Raw genomic sequence first — 17,097 nt, 5'->3', positions numbered from 1 at the left:
TGCGACGGTGTCCGCAGGCCCGCAAGATGCCCGCTTGCCTTTGCTTTGCCGTCACGATTCCATGCATTCAACGTTCCGCCTTCCTCGTTCCTCCCGTATTGCCGCCCTGCTCGGCGCCGTGCTCTGCCTCGTGGCCGGCCTGGCCCATGCCGACGCGACGCTGGACAAGATACGACAGCGCGGCAAGGTGGTGATCGGCGTCGCCATCAGCGGCGGCCCCTTCGGCGCCATCGACCCGGCCACGCAGCAGCTCGTCGGCTGGAACCCCGAGCTCGCCCGCGACCTGGCCAAGCGGCTCGGTGCGGAGGCCGAACTGGTCCAGGTGAACCCCTCCAACCGCGTGCAGTTCCTGCAATCGGGCAAGGTCGACCTGCTGATCGCCTCGATGGAATACAACGCCGACCGCGGCGAGATCCTGGGCCATGCGCCCACACCCTTCTACCGCGTCGGCGGCACAGCCGCAGTCCTCAAGACCAGCGGCATCACCAAGTGGGACGACCTGCGCGGCAAGACCGTTTGCGCCTCGCAGGGCAGCAGCTACGTGAAGCCGCTGCAGGAGCAGTACGGGGCCGAGGTGCGCGGCTTCAAGACCTCGGCCGAATCGCTGCTGGCACTGCGCGGCGGCAACTGCGTGGCCGCGGTGCACGACGCGATCCTGATCCAGCCGCTCCTGCGCGGCAATCCGGAATGGGCCGGGTACGCGGCGCCGATCCGCGACGAGATCCTGCCCGCGCCCTCGGTGGTGTGGGCCCGCAAGGGCGAGGCCGACACCCTCGCCGCGGTCGACAAGGCGGTGCAGCAATGGCATCGCAGCGGCTGGCTGATCGAGACCGAGAAGCGCCTGGGCATCGTGCCGCCGCAGCCGCTGCTGCCGGAGTTGCAGACCAAGCTCAAGGCAGCGCCCTGAGCCCGCTCGACGACCTGCCTGCGCTTTTCCTTGATCCACCTGGAGCCGCGATCCGGCGGCCCCTGAATGCCTTCGCCATGAAACTCCGCTCGCTCGCACTGACGCTGTCGGCCCTCGTCATGCGCCCCGCCGATCGCGGCAGCGCCGACGCTGCGATCGAACTGGAGACCTCGGGATGAGCGACGCGCTGTGGGCCCAGGCGGTCGCGGCGCTCAAGCCGCTGGGCCTCAACTACGCCTTCGTGCTCAACCCGGCCGAGCGCGGCGCCTTCCTGCGTGGCCTGGGCGTGACACTGCAGCTGTGCCTGCTGACCATCCCCTGCAGCCTTGCCGCCGGCGTGGCGATCGCCGCCGCGCTGACCTCCGGGCGCGCCTGGCTGGTGCAGCCCGCGCGCGCCTTCATCGAAGTCACGCGCAACACGCCGACCCTGGTGCAGCTCTACTGTGCCTTCCTGGTGCTCAACATGCTCATCACCCAGCAGTTGCAGACGCACGGCGGCAACCCGCTCACGCCCTTCGTCTGGGTGGTGATCGTGGTGTCGCTGCACAAGGGCGTGTTCCATGCCGAGGCGCTGCGCGCGGGCATCGAGGCGGTGCCACGCGTTACGCTCGAGGCGGCCCGCTCGCTCGGCTTCTCGCAGCGCCAGCTGCTATGGCGCGTGGAGCTGCCGCTGGCACTGCGCTTCGCGCTGCCCTCGCTGGTCAACAACCTGGTCGACCTCGTGAAGATGACGGCCGTGGCCTCGGCTATCGCGGTAGGTGACGTGACCTACGAATCCATCATGATCTGGACACAGCGCGACAACGTGCTGGAATTGCTGCTCCTGATCCTGTTGTACTTCGGCCTTCTGACCTGGCTCGTGAGCCTGGCCGGCCGCTGGCTCGAAGAACGCCTGAGGATGCCCGGCTATGGCCAGTGAACTCGCCCTCGCGCATGGCGCGCCGCAGGCCGCTCCCGCCGGTCCGTGGGCCAGCGCCTGGCGCAACCCCTGGTTCGTCGGCGTCGGCACCGCGCTGATCGTGCTCGCCTTCTGGGGCGCCACGGGCAGCACGCCCACGGCCTTCGTGCACCTGTGGAGATGGCTGCCCGCACTGCTGCGCGGCCTCCTGGCCAACATCGAGATCAGCGTGCTCGCCATGGCGCTCGGCACGCTGGCCGGGCTGGTGGTGGGGGCGCTGTCGCTCTCACCCTTGCGCGCCTTGCGCATCGCCACGCGCTGGTACGTGCAGGTGTTCCGCAACGCGCCGGTGCTGGTGCTGATCTACTTCACGACCTACGTGTTCCCTTTCGAGCTGCACCTCGTGTCGTGGACCGTCCCGTTCCCGGACTGGCTCAAGGTGGTGCTGGGCCTGGCGCTGCCGGCCAGCGCCAACGTGGCCGAGATCTTCCGCGGCGCGATCCAGTCGATCCCCAGCGCGCAGTGGGAGGCGGCGCAATCGCTCGCCTTCCGGCGGCGCGAAATCTTTCGCCTCATCGTGCTGCCGCAGTGCGTGCGCCGCATGCTGCCGCCGTGGATGAACCTGTATGCCAGCATCACCATGAGCACGGCACTGGCCTCGCTGGTCGGCGTGCACGACGTGGTCGACACGGCGCAGATCGCGAGCAACACGGTGGCGCGCACCGACTTCACCATCCTCGTCTACTTCACGCTGCTGGGCCTGTTCTTCGCCTACTGCTACCCGATTGCACGCGCCACGCGCGCGCTGGAGCGCCGCCATGACCGCCACTGATGTCTTTCTTTCCCCCACCGCCTCCGCTGCACGCGAGGCCCCGCTCGTCGCACTGCGCGACGTGCACCTGGCCTTCGGCGCCACCACGGTGCTGCGCGGCATCGATCTCGAGGTGCGGCGTGGCCAGGCGGTGTCGATCGTCGGCCCCTCGGGCTCTGGCAAGTCCACTATCCTGCGCTGCATCACCGGCCTGCTGCGCCCGCAGCGCGGCGAGATCCGCGTGGGCGACACAGAAGTGGAAAGCTTGCGCATCGAGGCCGAGCTGATCGCGCTGCGCAAGCGCGTGGGCTTCGTGTTCCAGCAGTACAACCTGTTCCCGCACCTCACGGTGCTGCAGAACCTGGTGATCGCGCCGACGCGCGTGGCCGGCCGCGAGCGCGCAACGGCCGAACGCGAAGCGCGCGAGCTGCTGGACAAGGTGCGCCTCTCGCACAAGGAGGCGGCCTATCCGGGCGAGCTTTCGGGCGGCCAGCAGCAGCGCGTGGCCATTGCGCGCGCGCTGGCGATGCGGCCCGAGCTGATGCTGTTCGACGAGGTGACCTCAGCACTCGACCCCGAAACCGTGGGCGAGGTGCTGACCGTGATCCGCGACCTGGTGCAGGACGGCCTGACCTGCGTGCTGGTCACGCATGAGATGCGCTTTGCCGAGGAGATCAGCGACGAGGTGTACTTCACCGAGGCGGGCGTGATCGTCGAGCACGGCTCGGCCGCGCGCATCTTCAACGACCCGGCCAGCGAGCGCACCCGCGCCTTCCTGCACCGCGCGCTCGGCGAAGGCGCTCGCGCCCGCCCCGCGCCTCTGCCGCCCGCTCCCGCGTTCGTGCCACTGCCCTTCGAGCGGCTGCGTTTCGCGCTCTGAACCCACCCCACCCTGGAGAACATCGATGACGACTGACAACACCTCCATCGCGGCGCAGCGCCGCGCCGCCGTCGCCGAGGCGCTGGACGAGATCCGGCGCATTGCCGCCGGCAACGCACCGGACCGCGCGACGCTGGCCGTGATCACCGCGCGGCTCGAACAACTGGCGACGCAGACCGCGCTCTTCACGCGCGCTGACTTTCCGCCGCCCGCCGAATCGGCGGGCGTGGGTGCGTCCACGCGCTATCGCCTCAACTTCGAAGACGGCGACGACGGCATCGCGCTCTACCTGAATTCCATCAATCCCGGCAAGACCACGATCCCGCACAACCACACGACCTGGGCCGTCATCGTGGCGATCGAGGGCCAGGAGGAAAACCGCATCTACCGTCGCACCGACGACGGCAGCGATCCGGCCGTGGCGCAGCTCGCACTGGTGCGCGAGCTCACCGTGCAGCCCGGCACGTCGGTCGCCTTCCTGCCCGACGACATCCACAGCATCCACGTGGTGGGCAACCAACCCACGCTGCATTTCCATCTCTACGGCCAGCCGCTGGAGACGCTCTCGGGCCGCATCGGCGTGAACCTGGAGACCGGCGCGGTTGTTAACTACAACGCCACGCAGTTCACGCCCAGCGAGGTGGCCGCTTGAGCAAAGAGGGCGTCGCGGCGAGCGCCGACACGCTTCTCTGCGCGAGCACCCGGCTGCTGCATGCCGGCGTGCCCGCGCTGCGCGACGGCACCGGCCCGGTCAACGTGCCGGTGGTACGGACCAGCACCGTACGCTTCGAGGACACCCTCACCCATGCCGACTACCATCGTCGTCGTGCCGCCGGCGAACGCGTCGCCGCCTACGGGCGCCACGGCCTGGACACGCACCGCGCGCTGGAGGATGCCGTCACCACCCTGGAGCTCGGCCACCGGGCCTTCCTCGCGCCTTCGGGGCTCTCGGCCATCGCGCTGGTGTTCCTGGCGCTGCTGTCGCCCGGTGACCATGCGCTGGTGGCCGACAGCGTCTATGCGCCCGTGCGCCGGGTGGACAGCACCCTGCTGCAGCGCCTGGGCATCACGCTTGAGTATTTTTCGCCCGCGCACGACGACCTGGCCGCGAAGATCCGCCCCACCACGCGGCTCGTGTACCTCGAATCGCCGAGTTCGCTGCTCTATGAGGTGCTCGACCTGCCCCGCCTCGCCGCCATCGCCCGCGACTGCGGCGTCATGGTCGCCACCGACAACACCTGGAGCGGCGGCTGGTTCCACCAGCCCCTGGCGCTGGGCGCCAACATCTCGATCCAGGCCGCGACCAAGTACATCGCCGGCCACTCCGACCTGATGCAGGGCATCGTGGTGGTGGACAGCCCGGCGCTCGCCACGAAGATCGCCACCGCGCACGAGGCGCTGGGCCTGGGCATTGGCGCCGACGACGCCTACCTGTCGCTGCGCGGCCTGCGCACGCTGCCCGTGCGCCTGGCCCAGCACCAGCGCCATGCCACTGAAGTGGCGCAGTATCTCCAGCGCCATCCGCGGGTGACGCGCGTGTTCTACCCGGCATTGCCCGAGGATCCGGGCCATGCGCTGTGGAAGCGCGACTTCAGCGGCGCGAGCGGGCTGGTGTCCTTCGAGTTCCGCGATGCCGATGCCGCGGCGGCGAATGCCTTCGTCGATGCGCTGCAGCTGTTCGGCATCGGCGCGTCGTGGGGCGGCTACGAAAGCCTTGCGCTGGTCGCCGCGCCAGAGCGCCTGCGCGAGCACAGCCGTTGGACCAGCACCCGGCCGGTGGTGCGGCTGCACGTCGGGCTGGAGGATCCGCAGGACCTCATTGCGGACCTGGCACGGGCGTTTGCGGCCCGGTAGGTCGCCGACCGGACTCAGCGCGCCGCCGCGGGGTCGCCCACCTTCACGTTCTTGAAGAGGATCGCGTCCTCGGGGCTGACCGGAATGTCGAGCTTGCGCTGCATCGCGTAGTCGAGCACCTGGTGGTGCAGCGCGATGTAGAAGCCTTCCTGCTGTACCGTCTGCCAGATCGCGTGGATGGTCGCGTCGCGCTTGGCCGGATCGCGCTCAGCGGCGAGCGAGGCGATCTTCGCATCGATGTCGGGGTTGCTGTAGCCGATGGCATTGGCGGAGCCGCGTCCATCCTTGCCGCGGGTGTGCACCAGGTAGTCGAAGATGTAGGCCGAGTCGAAGGTCGGCGCGGCCCAGCCGTAGAGATAGAAATCGGTGTCGGCCTGGTTGATGGCGGTCGCATGCTGCGCGATCGGCCGCGCGGCGACCGAGACCCTGACGCCGATGCGCGCCAGGAAGCCGGCGACCGCGGTGCAGATCGTTTCGTCGTTGACATAGCGATTGTTCGGGCAGTGCAGCGTGATGCCGAAACCGCCCGGGTACCCCGCCTCGGCCAGCAACTGTCTTGCACGCGCGGCATCGGGCTTGGGCCAGGTGTCGAAGGCCTTCTCGTAGCCGTGCACGAATTGCGGCGTGATGATGCCGGCCGGCACCGAGAGCCCGCGCATCACCGCGGTCCTGAGGGTGTCGCGGTCGATCGCCAGGCGGAAGGCCTCGCGCACGCGCGCGTCGGCCAGCGGGTTGCGGCCCTTCACGTCAGAATACTTCAGCTCGCCGGCGCCGACGTTCAGGCCCAGGTAGATGGTGCGGTTTTCCAGGCCCTCCGTGACGCGCAGCCGCGCATCGGCCTTGAGGCGCGCGACGTCCTGCGCCGGCACATCCTGCACGAAGTCCACCTCGCCCGACAGCAGTGCGGCCACGCGCGTTGCCGCCGTCTTGATCGGCTGGAACACGATCTGCGTCACCTCCAGCGGAAATTGGCCCTTGCCCCAGTAACCGGGAAACTGCCTGAAAACGGTGCGCGTGTCCTGCTCGCGCGACACCAACTGGTAGGCACCGGTGCCGTTCTCGTTGCGGGTGGCGAAGTTCTCGTCCTTGCCCGAAACGTCCTGCGGCTGCTCGGCCTGGTGGGCCCTCGACCATGCCGCGTTGACGATGAAAAGATTGGTCAGCGTGTGCGGCAGGACCAGGTTGGGGCCGGAGGTCTTCAGCTGCACCGTCAGCGCATCGACCTTGCGCACCTCGACCACCGGCGCCAGCAGCGTTTTCCAGGCCGAGGTGGGCGCCTTGGCACGCTGGATCGAGAAGACCACGTCGTCGGCGCCGAAGGGGGCGCCGTCATGGAACCTGACGCCGGGGCGCAGCTTGAATTCCCAGACCGTGGGGTCGCGCGTGACCTGCCATGAGGTCGCCAGCGCCGGCTGGAGCTTGCCGTCGGCGGTGCGCAGCACCAGCGGCTCGTAGACCTGGTGCAGGAAGGTGACGTTGGTGTTGAGGTTGACCGCGTGCGGGTCGAGCGTGGCCGGATCGGAGGAGCGGGCCCAGCGCACGGTCTCGGCATGAAGCGCCGCCGACGGCAGGAGGACGGACGCCAGCACGACGCTGGTCAGGAGCTTGCAGAGTTTCACGAAGATGAAGAGCAGGAAGGTTGGGAAGCCACGGCCAGTGCATGTTTTCAGGCGGCCGGTATGAGCCTGATGCCGACCTCGCCTTCGCGTTCCAGTTGCGCCACCAGGCCGAGTTCCCAGGCCAGGTAGGCGCGAAAGCCCGCATCGCGCGCGGCGTGGTCCGCATGCGCATAGGGGCTGTACCAATGGTCGTCGTCACCGGTGAGCACGCCCTCGGCGCCGCTGGCCGTGGGCAGTCCCGCGGCGGCCCAGGCTCCGGTGCCGCCTGCGATGGCGCGCACGTCGCGGTGTGTGCGCGCGGCCAGTTCGGCCGCGACGATGCGGGCCAGCACGCCGTCGGGCGAGACCAGCAGCACCGTCTGCGTGGGCGGCAGCTCGGCGGTGAAGGACTGCAGGCGATCGGGCACGGCAAAACGCGCGCCGGCCACGTGGTGCCGTTCATAGGCCGCGCGCCGATCGACGTCGAAGGCGACCGCCTGGCCCGCATTGAGCAAGGCATCAGCCTGCAGCGGCGACACCAGGGGCGCGGCCGCTCGCGACGGCAGCACGCGCACCGGCTCCGCGCCGGTGACACGCGGGGCGAGCGCAGGCGGCGCGTGGACGAACACCTCGTGGCCGCCCAGCTGCGCGAGCCAGGCCGCGGTGGTGAGGGCGCGCACGCCGTCCCAGTCGGCCAGCACGATGCGCGAACGGCGCGTGGCCACGTATTCGTCGGTGGCCTGCACGAGCTGGCCACCGGGGACCCAGCGCCAGCCTTCGAGATGGCCGGCCACATATTCCTGCTCGGTGCGAACGTCAAAGCGGTAGAGCGAGCGCTCGCCGGCTTCGGCCTCGAAGCGCGCCAGCTCGTCTGCATCGATGAGGCGCACGCCGGCACGCCGCGCCACGACCTCGGCCCGATCGCGCGCAGTGGCCAGCGTGGCCGGTCCGGGCTCGGGCAGCGCGGCGTGGCGGCCGTGCGCCAGCGCGCGGCCCGCCAGCAGCCAGGCCATGGTGCCGTCCTTCAGCGAGACCACGCGGTTCGGAATTCCCGCGTCGATGAGCGTCTGCGCGCCGACGATGCTGCGCGTGCGCCCCGCGCAGTTGACCACCACCAGGGTCTCGGGGTCCGGCGCGATTTCCTGGATGCGGTAGACCAGCTCGGCGCCGGGCAGGCTGTGCGCGAAAGGCAGGCTGAACTGCGCGAACTCCTCGGGCGTGCGGCTGTCCACCACGACCAGCTTGTCGCCGCGCGCGACGCGCTCTTGCAACTCGTCCGCATCGATCCAGGGCGTGTGCTTGCGGTGCTCGATGATCTCGCCGAAGGCCTTGCTCGGCACGTTGGTGCCGCTGAAGATCTCGAAACCCTCGGCGGCCCAGGCATCCGTGCCGCCAGCCAGCACCGACACCTGGTTCCAGCCCAGGCGCACGAGCTTGGCGGCGGCCTGGTGGGCCAGCGTTTCGTCGGCATCCACCAGCACGATGCGCGTGCCGCGGCGCGGCACCAGCCGGTCGATCAGCAGTTCGAGCCGCCACAGCGGCGCCGATGCGGCGAAGAGGATGTGGCGGTGCGTGTAGACGCCGGTCTCGCGCACGTCGAGCACGGCGATTTCCTCGCCGTCGGCCAGCGCGGCCTTCAGCCCATGGGACGTGATGAACGGGTGGGCGGCGCGGGCGGTCGAAGTCATCGTGAGTGCGTGGGGATTCGGCATGTGTGGAGGCTGGCGACCCTACGCCGCGCGAGTGCGCGCACCAACGAAGCAAATCGACTATCGATATCCGCGGAAATTCGTTCGCGCCCGCGCTTCTGCTGCCTAGAGTCGGCCGCATCTTTGCTGACTCCACGAACCCCATGACGAGCACACGCTCCCTTCTTCGCGCGCTGGCTGCGGCAGCCGCTCTGGCGCTGGTCGCACTGCACGCGCCCACGAGCTTCGGCGCTCCCGATGCGGGCAGCTTCCCGAGCAAGCCCGTGCGCATCGTCGTCCCGGTGGCGCCCGGCGGCAGCGCCGACAAGCTCACGCGCACGCTGGCCGACCGGCTCGCCGCGCTATGGGGCCAGTCGGTGGTGGTCGAGAACGTGACCGGCGCCGGCGGCACCATCGGTGCGGCCAAGGTGGCGAAGGCGGCGCCCGACGGCTACACCCTGCTGCAGCAGGGCGAAGGCCTGACGCTCAACGCCATCCTCTACCGCGAGCTGCCCTACGACGCGCAGAAGGCCTTCACGCCCATCATCAAGGCGGTGGTGAATCCGCAGATCCTCGTGGTGAACCCGGGCACCGGACTCAAGACCTTCGCCGACTACCTGGCGCGCGCCAAGGCCCAGCCGGAAAGCATCAGCCTCGGCTTGCCCGGCAACGGCGGCATCGCCCATGTGGCGCACGAGATCATCACGCAGGAAACCGGCGCGAAGGTGAATTACATCCCCTATCCCGGCGGCGGACCGGCCACCGTGGACGTGCTGGCCGGCCACACGAACGCGACGCTGATCACGCTGGCGGCGGTGACCGAATACGTGCGCGCCGGCCGCCTGCACGCGCTGGCCGTCACCACGCCCTACCGTTCCCCCGCGCTGCCCGACGTGCCCACCATGGCCGAAGCCGGCCTGCCCGGTTTCTCGGTGGAAAGCTGGCAGGGCTACTTCGCGCCGGCCGGCACCCCGCCTGCGGTGGTGGAGAAGATCAACCGGGACATCCGGACCGTGCTCCAGTCGGCCGAGGTGCGTACGAAGCTCGAAGACCTCGGCTTCAAGATCGCGGGCGGCACGCCGGCCGAACTGGCAGCCAGCCTGCAGACCGAGCGTCCCAAATACGCACAGGCCATCAGGACGGCCGGCATCGCGCTGCGCTGAGGCATGACGCTCTGCCCGCCCCCGCTTCACGCCAGGCCCGTCGACCCCGACCGCTTCGCGCGCGAAACGCTGCGGCTGCTCGGCCCCGCGCCCGACAACTGGGTGCTCGGTCGGCCCGGCGTCGAATACAACGTCGCCATCGTCGGCGGTGGGCAGAACGGAAGCGCCTTCGCCTTCGCACTGCAGCGCGCGGGCATCGGCCGGGTCACGGTGATCCTGTGCTGGCGCGACCGCTTCGAACTGCCGGCCGACCAACGGGACGACGAGCTGGGCGGCTCGCCCTACCTCGGCGAGGGTCTCGAATACCTCGAGAAGACACCCGGCGCTGCGCCCTGGCTGCGCGACATCCACCTGTACAACCCGGGCGGCTTCGTCAGCGCCGGCCTGCCCTTGGGCGACGTGCCGAGCATGCGCCGCGAGATCCCGGCCGTGGTCGCGCATATCAGCCGCGACCTGGCGCTGGCCGACCTGGAACTGCACGAGCAGCGCATCCGCGTCGAGGTTGCGCCCGACTTCGACGAAGACCTGTATGCCGCCGCGCTGTGGAAGCCTGCTCCACCGCGACAACCCTCGAAGAAAGCTGAATCATGAAACGTCGATCGATCCTCCAAGGCGCGGCGGCCGGCGCCGCCGGCCTCGCGCTGCCCGCCATGGTGCGAGCCGCCGATGCTCCGAGGGAAATCCGGCTCGACCACGCCTACTACTCGCCGTCGAGCCTGGTGCTGCGGCGCTTCGGCTGGCTCGAGCAGGCGTTCAAGCAGGACGGCATCGGCGTCAAGTGGGTGCTGAGCGCCGGCAGCAACCGCGCCCTCGAATATCTCAACGGCAACAGCATCGACATCGGCTCGAGCGCCGGGCTCGCCGCGCTGCTGGCCAAGGCCAACGGCAACCCGATCCGGGCGCCCTACATCTTCTCGCGCCCCGAATGGACCGCGCTGGTCGTGCGGCGCGATTCGCCGATCCGCTCGCTCGCCGACCTCAAGGGCAAGAAGGTCGCCGCGACGAAGGGCACCGATCCCTATCTCTTCCTGCTGCGCGCACTGCAGACCGTCAAGCTCAAGCGCAGCGACATTGAACACGTCGCGCTGCAGCATGCCGACGGCCGAACGGCGCTCGAGCAAGGCCGCGTCGATGCGTGGGCAGGGCTGGATCCGCTGATGGCGGCCAGCGAGCTCGATGCCGGTTCGCGGCTGATCTACCGCAACGTGGCCTTCAACACCTATGGCTTCCTCAATGTGCGGGAGGAATTCCTCGCCCGGCATCCGGCCGAGGTGAAGCGCGTGATCGCTGCCTACGAGCGCGCACGCCGCTGGATCCTGGCCAACACCACCGAGGCGGCGAAGATCCTGGCCGAGGAGGCCAAGGTCAGCCTGGAGGTCGCGCTGCTGCAGCTCAAGCTGCGCACCGACTTCAGCAATCCCCAACCCTCCAGCGAGCATGTGAAGGCGCTGCAGGCGGCCGCTCCCATCCTGCTGGAAGAGCAACTCGTCAAGCCCGGCACCGACCTCAACAGGGCGATCGCGGATCTTGTCGATACCCAGTTCGCCCGCGGGCTGGCGGGCAGCGCCGCTTGAAGGCTAGCGGATGAGCGCGCACTACCCTCCCGGGCTGGTGCCGGCAGTGCCGACCGCGCCCGTCGCGGAGGCGTCGGAGCCGCCTGCACCTGCGGCGCCGCGTCGCCCTTCGCGCTGGTGGGGCGCCCTGCTGCCGGCCGGCTCGCTGCTGCTGCTCGAACTGACCGTTCGCCTCGGAGCCGTGCCGGCGCACCTGCTGCCGCCGCCGAGCGAGATCGCTCGCACGCTGGTCGAGCTGTCCGCCAACGGCCTGGGCGCGCACGTGCTCGCCAGCACGGTCCGCGTCTTCGCCGGCTTCGCAACCGGCGCACTGCTGGCCATCGGCCTGGGTGTGCTGGTGGGGCTCGATCGGCGCGCCAAAGCCTTGCTCGACCCGAGCTTCCAGGCGCTGCGCGCGATTCCTTCGCTCGCCTGGGTCCCGCTGCTGCTGCTGTGGCTCGGCATCGACGAAGGCTCCAAGATCGTGCTGATCGCGATCGGCGCCTTCTTCCCGGTCTACATGGGGGTCGCCTCGGGGTTTCGCGATGTCGACCGCAAGCTGGTGGAGGTGGCCGAGATGGCGGGCCTCTCGCCGCTCGCGATGGCGCGTCGCGTGCTGCTGCCGGCCGCGCTGCCCGCGCTGCTCACCGGCCTGCGCAACGGGCTATCGCTGGCGTGGATGTTCATGGTGGCAGCCGAGCTGATCGCCGCCACGCGAGGGCTGGGCTACCTGCTGACCGATGGCCGCGAGACCGGCCGCGCCGACATCGTGCTTGCCGCGATCGTGCTGCTGGCCGTGATGGGCAAGCTCACCGACACGGGCATGCAGCGCCTGGAAGCGCGATGGCTGTCCTGGCGAGACACGCTGGACACGCGTGCATGAGCGCGCTGCTCGACGTCCGGATCGCCCGCAAACGCTTCGGCGCGCGCGAGGTGCTGCGCGACATCCATCTGCGGCTGCGCCCCGGCGAAGTGGTGTCGCTGGTCGGCGCCAGCGGCTGCGGCAAGAGCACACTGCTGCGCCTCGTCGCGGGCCTGGACCGCGACCACGAAGGCGAGGTCCGCCTCGATGGCCGCGCTGTGACCGGGCCGACGCGCGACATCCGTTTCGTGTTCCAGGAGCCGCGCCTCTTCCCCTGGCTGAGCGTGGCGCGCAATGTGGCTTTCGACCTCGGCGGGCACGCCATCGACGCGGCCAGGGTCGATGCGCTGCTGCAGGAGGTCGGGCTCGCCGGACTCGGCACGCGGCTGCCCAAGCAGTTGTCGGGCGGGCAGGCGCAGCGCGTCGCGATCGCGCGCGGCCTGTTCGTGCAGCCGCGGCTGCTGCTGCTCGACGAGCCGTTCTCGGCGGTCGACGCCTTCACGCGGCTGAAGCTGCAGGAGCTGCTGCTGAACATCGCGCAGGCGCACCGCATCACGGTCCTGCTGGTCACGCACGACATCGACGAAGCGGTGTACCTGAGCGACCGTGTGATCGTGTTCGAGGCCGAGCCGGGTCGCATCACGGCGCAGGTCCCGATCGAACTGCCGCGCGCGCGCAGCCGCGATGACCCTCGGGTGGCGGCGGCGATCGCCGAGGTCCGCCACGCGCTACAGGCGGCGCATGCGATCTGACGTTGCGGCGCGAGAGACGCTCAAGCGCCCCAGCTCACAGGTACAGCATGGCGAGCAACACACCCGCAAGCCTGAGAAACGCCGACAGGTCGAACGAAAACCCCGCACCCGCAGCGACCTGTGCCGGCAGGCCCACCAGAAGCGCGCCGAACAGGGCAACGCCGATGGCACTGCCGACCTGGCGGGCCGCGCTGAAGATCGCCGATGCCGTGGCCGAGCGCGACGGCTCCGCGCTGCCGAGGATCGATGACGTCAAGGCCGGCGTGCCAATGCCAGCGCCGATGGCCAGCAGAAGCAGGCTCGGCAGGATGCGCAGATAGGGTCGTTCACTGCCAAGCCGGAGGGGATCCCGATATGGCTGAAGCCAGTTCCGCATTGGGAGAATGCGCAAACTGAAAGACAAAGCGAAATATCTAATGCCGCTGGAGAAATCACTTGGGACATGGCTCCGAGCTGGAGCGCATTGCCAGCCAACATGGATCGCGACCGCACTACTGTGAGGCCTCCACCGTCTCCTGAGTCCCTGAACCCGCCAACAAGCACGCTAAGCGCGCTCGGAACGCGGCGCGGCACTTGGCGCCCCTTGCAGGCGAGATGCCCCTCTGCCAAGTCGACCGCCAGCCTCTTGGTGAGCCCGACGCATCGTTCCGGTGGCGAACCGAATCCTTGGCACGGTTCATGCTTGGTTCTCCTATACCGATCGCATCAGCGGTTGGCGTTTTTTTTTAGAGATGGGTCTGACATGGAAATTTCCGATCTGGCCACGTTCGCAGCCGTTGCACGATGCACAGGCATCACCAGGGCCGCGAGGGAGTTGAACACCGTCCAGTCGAACGTAACCATGCGAATCAAGTCGCTGGAGGAGGAGGTAGGCGTCCCGCTTTTTGAGCGCCACAGTCGTGGTGTTGTTCTCACCAGTGCTGGCGAGCGGTTGCTTCCTTACGCCGAACGCGCCGCGGCGCTGGTGCGAGAGGCCACGACGGTGGCAAGAGATGATGGAGAGGCTCGCGGCCTGTTGACCATTGGCGCCATGGAGACGACAGTCGCCGTCCGGCTTCCATCCGTTTTGGCGAGCTTCCATTCCAAGCATCCGGCTGTTCAGCTCGCCGTGCGAGCCGGCCCGACGGCATCTCTTGTCGAGATGGTTTTGAACAACGAAGTGAATGGGGCGTTCGTCGCCGGGCCGATCGACCATTCAGCGTTGGTGGCTGAAAAGGCTTTCGAAGAGGAATTGGTGTTGGTGACGTCCCATCGCTGGTCGAGCCTTGCAGCGCTGCGTGCAGAGACAGCACCGCTGTCTGCGTTGATGTTTCGCACCGGATGCTCTTACAGACAACGTCTGGAACAGGCTCTCATCGGCTTGGGACGCCCGTCCTTCCAGCGATTGGAATTCGGAACGCTTGAAGGAATACTGGGCTGCGTCGCCGCAGATGTCGGAGTCACTCTCTTGCCGCGGACTGTGGTCGAGCATTCCGGCGCGCGATCTCTACTGCATGTGCACGCTGTGGATCGCTCCATCGCGATCGCGCCGACTCTATTCATCCGCCGACGCAACGCGTACTACGGAACATTGATGCGCTATTTTGAGGAGTGCATTCCTGTCAAGGCATTGCGGCAAGTTCCAGAGGAACTGGCTCTTCAGGAGATAGCTGCTGCTTGAATGCGTGGGACGGTCGGCTAGTGAGAACTGAAACGTTCAAACAGGAAGTAGCATTGACCGAAACCGAAATCATGGAGCTACAGCGGCGAGCCAGTGCCAAAGCCGTTCGAGCGGATTCGACGCGTCGTGCGCGCCTGATCTTGCTGCTTGCCGATAGACTGAATGACTGACTTGGTCCGACATCAGAGCCAAGCTCGATGGCCGTGGCAGCCAAATCGATCGCTGGAGCAAGCGCTTTGCTGCTGAACGTTTGGCAGGGTTGTTCGCTCGTCATTCCGGGCGCGAACGCTACAAGTTGCCGATCGCATCGAAGCGCGTGTGCTGGCGCGCACGACCAAGCACACGCCCGCTGACGGCTCCACGCACTGGTCCACGCGCAAGCTCGCTGCGAGAAGACGGCGATTCAGGCGCTCGATCGCAAAGACCCGGTGTTGCCGCTGACGCCGGGGCGCGCCGAGCGTCTTGGCCTTGAGTACTTCAGGGAACGCTCTCGCTGTACGCGCCTTCAATACCGAGACCGGCGAAGTGCCGGGCAAGACCGCCACGCGTCACACCTCGGCCGAGTCGTAAGAGGCCGCACCGCCTGACGTGTCGTCGGTGATGCGGCCGCTGCCTCTACGGGAAGGCCATCGCCTTCACCGCATCGCTTCCCTTGGCTTGCGTAGCCAGCGAGACGCCGATGCAAACCAGGAAGGCAAGCGGTACGGTGACAAGCGCAGGGGGATCGAGCGGGAATGCCGCGGACGCGTGTCCGAGCACCTTGACCCAGATCGAGGGCCCCAGGACTGTTAGGACGAGCGAAGACACCAGGCCCGCGCCGCCGCCGAGGATGGCGCCCAACGGCGTGAGCTTCTTCCAGTAGATGGCCAGCAGAAGCACCGGGAAGGTCGATGAACACGCGATTGAAAACGCCAGGCTGATCATGTAGGCGACGTTCTGGCCCTTGAACGAGATCCCCAGGATCACGGCCAGGACTCCGAGCACGAGCGTGGAGATCCGCATGATCTTCATCTCCGTGGTCGTATCGTCCTTTCCGCTCCTGTTGAGGCTTCCGTAGATGTCATGACTGATCGCTGCGGCACCGGACAGCGTCAGACCGGCCACGACGGCGAGGATCGTCGCGAACGCGACGGCGGAGACGAACCCGAACATCGCCTCACCGCCTAACAGGTGCGCCAGGTGCAGCGCGGCCATGTTGCCGCCACCGATCAGCGCGCCCTTGGCGTCGAGGAATCCCGGCGTCTCACGCAGCATCGTGAACGCCCCGAAGCCGATGACGAAGACCATCGCGTAGAAGCTGTTCATGAAGATCGTTGCCCAGAGGACGGAGCTGCGAGCGGCACGCGCATCGCGCACCGTGAAGAACCTCATCAGCACGTGCGGCAGGCCCGCCGTGCCCAACATGAGAGCGATGCCAAGAGACAGCGCGGAAAGCGGATCCTTGGACAGCGCACGCGGTACCAGCACATCTTTGCCGGCGGGGGTCGCAGCGGACGCGCGTTCGAAGAGCGAAGCGAGGCTGAAGCCGAAGCTCTTCAACACCAGAAGGCAGATCATGGCGCCAACGAAGAGCATGAGCACTGCCTTGACGATCTGCACCCAGGTCGTCGCCATCATGCCGCCGAACATGACGTACATGACCATGAGAACACCGACCAGCGCGATGGCGTAGTTGTACTGAATCCCGAAGAGCAGCTGGATCAGCTGGCCTGCACCGACCATCTGGGCGATCAGGTAGAACGCTACGATCGTGAGAGAAGCGCACGCAGAGAACACGCGAATGCTTGCTCCTGGCAGCCGTGAACACACAACATCGGTGAAGGTGTACTTCCCAAGGCGTCGCATGCGACCCGCCATCAGGAAAACAACGATTGGCAGACCTGTGGTGTAGCCAATGGCGTAGATGAGCCCGTCGAAGCCACTCGAGAAGACAAGCGCGGTCAGGCCAAGAAACGCCCCTGCAGACAGTGCATCCCCTGTGATGGCCAGGCCATTCTGAAATCCAGTGATCTGTCCGCCTGCAGAGTAGAAGTCGCTCGCGGATTTCGTGCGGCGCGCGGCCCACCACGTGATTCCGAGTGTGATCGCGATCACCAGCAGGAACAGGACGATCGCCATTCCTCCAACTCCGGCCGGACTCGGCGCACTTTGGCCGGCCTGTGCGCCGGCGACAAGGGGAAGGCATAGCCCTCCGACAGCGAGTTTCCTCATGCTAGTTGCCCTCTCTTTGATTGGCTGCGAACACGTAGACAGCTGTGAGGACGACTCCGCAAGCGATAACGCCGAATCCCAGAACGAAGGACAGCGGAACACCCGCCGAGGCTTCTGCTCTGAGGACAGGTACGTCGAAGCAGCAAAGCAGGATGAAACCTGCATAGACGGCGATCTGAATCGCCGTCAACAGAAGTCCAAGTTTTATAGGCTCTGAAGAGAGCGTTTGCGGCGAAGCTTTCATGGTGCGTCCTTCACGG

17 protein-coding genes are annotated in these 17,097 nt (G+C 67.7%); 12 read left to right on the top strand and 5 right to left on the bottom strand.

Features of this window, described 5'->3' with window-relative positions:
• The first annotated feature begins 61 nt into the window (after nt 1–61).
• The 6 genes from ACSQ9I_RS39970 (at nt 62) to metC (ending at nt 5,350) form a co-directional block, all read left to right on the top strand.
• Nucleotides 62–907, top strand: a complete 846-nt coding sequence (locus ACSQ9I_RS39970) for a transporter substrate-binding domain-containing protein (RefSeq protein ID WP_436317398.1) — start codon at nt 62–64, stop codon at nt 905–907.
• A 175-nt stretch (nt 908–1,082) separates the two neighbouring features.
• Nucleotides 1,083–1,826, top strand: coding sequence for an amino acid ABC transporter permease (locus tag ACSQ9I_RS39965; protein ID WP_436317397.1), 744 nt, complete (start codon nt 1,083–1,085; stop codon nt 1,824–1,826).
• Complete coding sequence (locus tag ACSQ9I_RS39960; RefSeq protein WP_436317396.1) at nt 1,816–2,637, top strand: amino acid ABC transporter permease; 822 nt, start codon at nt 1,816–1,818, stop codon at nt 2,635–2,637. The genes ACSQ9I_RS39965 and ACSQ9I_RS39960 overlap by 11 nt, the downstream gene beginning before the upstream one ends.
• Nucleotides 2,624–3,496, top strand: coding sequence for an amino acid ABC transporter ATP-binding protein (locus ACSQ9I_RS39955; protein ID WP_436317395.1), 873 nt, complete (start codon nt 2,624–2,626; stop codon nt 3,494–3,496). The genes ACSQ9I_RS39960 and ACSQ9I_RS39955 overlap by 14 nt, the downstream gene beginning before the upstream one ends.
• A gap of 25 nt (nt 3,497–3,521) precedes the next feature.
• Nucleotides 3,522–4,148, top strand: coding sequence for a cysteine dioxygenase (locus tag ACSQ9I_RS39950; protein ID WP_436317394.1), 627 nt, complete (start codon nt 3,522–3,524; stop codon nt 4,146–4,148).
• Nucleotides 4,145–5,350: a cystathionine beta-lyase gene (gene metC, locus ACSQ9I_RS39945; protein ID WP_436317393.1), complete on the top strand. Its 1,206-nt coding sequence runs from the start codon at nt 4,145–4,147 to the stop codon at nt 5,348–5,350. Before ACSQ9I_RS39950 ends, metC begins: the two co-directional genes overlap by 4 nt.
• A gap of 14 nt (nt 5,351–5,364) precedes the next feature.
• Here metC and ACSQ9I_RS39940 read toward each other — a convergent pair whose 3' ends face one another.
• Both ACSQ9I_RS39940 and ACSQ9I_RS39935 read right to left on the bottom strand, forming a co-directional pair.
• On the bottom strand, nt 5,365–6,969 hold the full coding sequence (locus ACSQ9I_RS39940) for an ABC transporter substrate-binding protein (protein WP_436317392.1): 1,605 nt from the start codon (nt 6,967–6,969) through the stop codon (nt 5,365–5,367).
• Nucleotides 6,970–7,016: 47 nt separating this feature from the next.
• The gene (locus ACSQ9I_RS39935; RefSeq protein WP_436317391.1) at nt 7,017–8,636 is read right to left on the bottom strand and encodes a rhodanese-like domain-containing protein; all 1,620 of its coding nucleotides are present in this window, start codon (nt 8,634–8,636) and stop codon (nt 7,017–7,019) included.
• 164 nt (nt 8,637–8,800) lie between these two features.
• Here ACSQ9I_RS39935 and ACSQ9I_RS39930 point away from each other — a divergent pair, with 164 nt between their 5' ends.
• Genes ACSQ9I_RS39930 through ACSQ9I_RS39910 form a run of 5 tightly spaced genes read left to right on the top strand, consistent with a single transcriptional unit; the run spans nt 8,801 to nt 12,966 of the window.
• Nucleotides 8,801–9,799: a tripartite tricarboxylate transporter substrate binding protein gene (locus ACSQ9I_RS39930; protein ID WP_436317390.1), complete on the top strand. Its 999-nt coding sequence runs from the start codon at nt 8,801–8,803 to the stop codon at nt 9,797–9,799.
• Between the two features lie 3 nt (nt 9,800–9,802).
• Nucleotides 9,803–10,390 carry a hypothetical protein gene (locus ACSQ9I_RS39925; protein ID WP_436291198.1) on the top strand — a complete coding sequence of 196 codons (588 nt, stop codon included), beginning with the start codon at nt 9,803–9,805 and terminating at the stop codon, nt 10,388–10,390.
• Nucleotides 10,387–11,373, top strand: coding sequence for an aliphatic sulfonate ABC transporter substrate-binding protein (locus tag ACSQ9I_RS39920; protein WP_436291199.1), 987 nt, complete (start codon nt 10,387–10,389; stop codon nt 11,371–11,373). The genes ACSQ9I_RS39925 and ACSQ9I_RS39920 overlap by 4 nt, the downstream gene beginning before the upstream one ends.
• Before the next feature lie 10 nt (nt 11,374–11,383).
• Complete coding sequence (locus tag ACSQ9I_RS39915) at nt 11,384–12,235, top strand: ABC transporter permease (protein ID WP_436291200.1); 852 nt, start codon at nt 11,384–11,386, stop codon at nt 12,233–12,235.
• Nucleotides 12,232–12,966 carry an ABC transporter ATP-binding protein gene (locus tag ACSQ9I_RS39910; protein ID WP_436291201.1) on the top strand — a complete coding sequence of 245 codons (735 nt, stop codon included), beginning with the start codon at nt 12,232–12,234 and terminating at the stop codon, nt 12,964–12,966. Before ACSQ9I_RS39915 ends, ACSQ9I_RS39910 begins: the two co-directional genes overlap by 4 nt.
• 34 nt (nt 12,967–13,000) lie before the next feature.
• Here the strand turns inward: ACSQ9I_RS39910 and ACSQ9I_RS39905 are convergent, their stop codons facing one another.
• Nucleotides 13,001–13,342, bottom strand: a complete 342-nt coding sequence (locus tag ACSQ9I_RS39905; RefSeq protein WP_436291202.1) for a hypothetical protein — start codon at nt 13,340–13,342, stop codon at nt 13,001–13,003.
• A gap of 366 nt (nt 13,343–13,708) precedes the next feature.
• Between ACSQ9I_RS39905 and ACSQ9I_RS39900 the strand changes: the two genes are divergently transcribed.
• Nucleotides 13,709–14,626 (top strand): LysR substrate-binding domain-containing protein, encoded by a 918-nt coding sequence (locus ACSQ9I_RS39900; RefSeq protein ID WP_436291203.1) that lies wholly within the window; start codon nt 13,709–13,711, stop codon nt 14,624–14,626.
• A gap of 615 nt (nt 14,627–15,241) precedes the next feature.
• On the opposite strand, the gene ACSQ9I_RS39895 is transcribed toward ACSQ9I_RS39900, so the two are convergent.
• Both ACSQ9I_RS39895 and ACSQ9I_RS39890 read right to left on the bottom strand, forming a co-directional pair.
• A complete protein-coding gene (locus tag ACSQ9I_RS39895; RefSeq protein WP_436291204.1) occupies nt 15,242–16,744 on the bottom strand; it encodes a sodium:solute symporter family transporter in 1,503 nt (500 codons plus the stop codon).
• Between the two features lie 94 nt (nt 16,745–16,838).
• Nucleotides 16,839–17,081, bottom strand: a complete 243-nt coding sequence (locus ACSQ9I_RS39890) for a DUF485 domain-containing protein (RefSeq protein WP_436291205.1) — start codon at nt 17,079–17,081, stop codon at nt 16,839–16,841.
• Nucleotides 17,082–17,097 lie beyond the last annotated feature (16 nt).

The organism is Variovorax sp. LjRoot84 (genome assembly GCF_964254305.1).
Classification (GTDB): Bacteria; Pseudomonadota; Gammaproteobacteria; order Burkholderiales; family Burkholderiaceae_C; genus Variovorax.
This window is presented reverse-complemented; position numbering and strand designations above follow the sequence as displayed.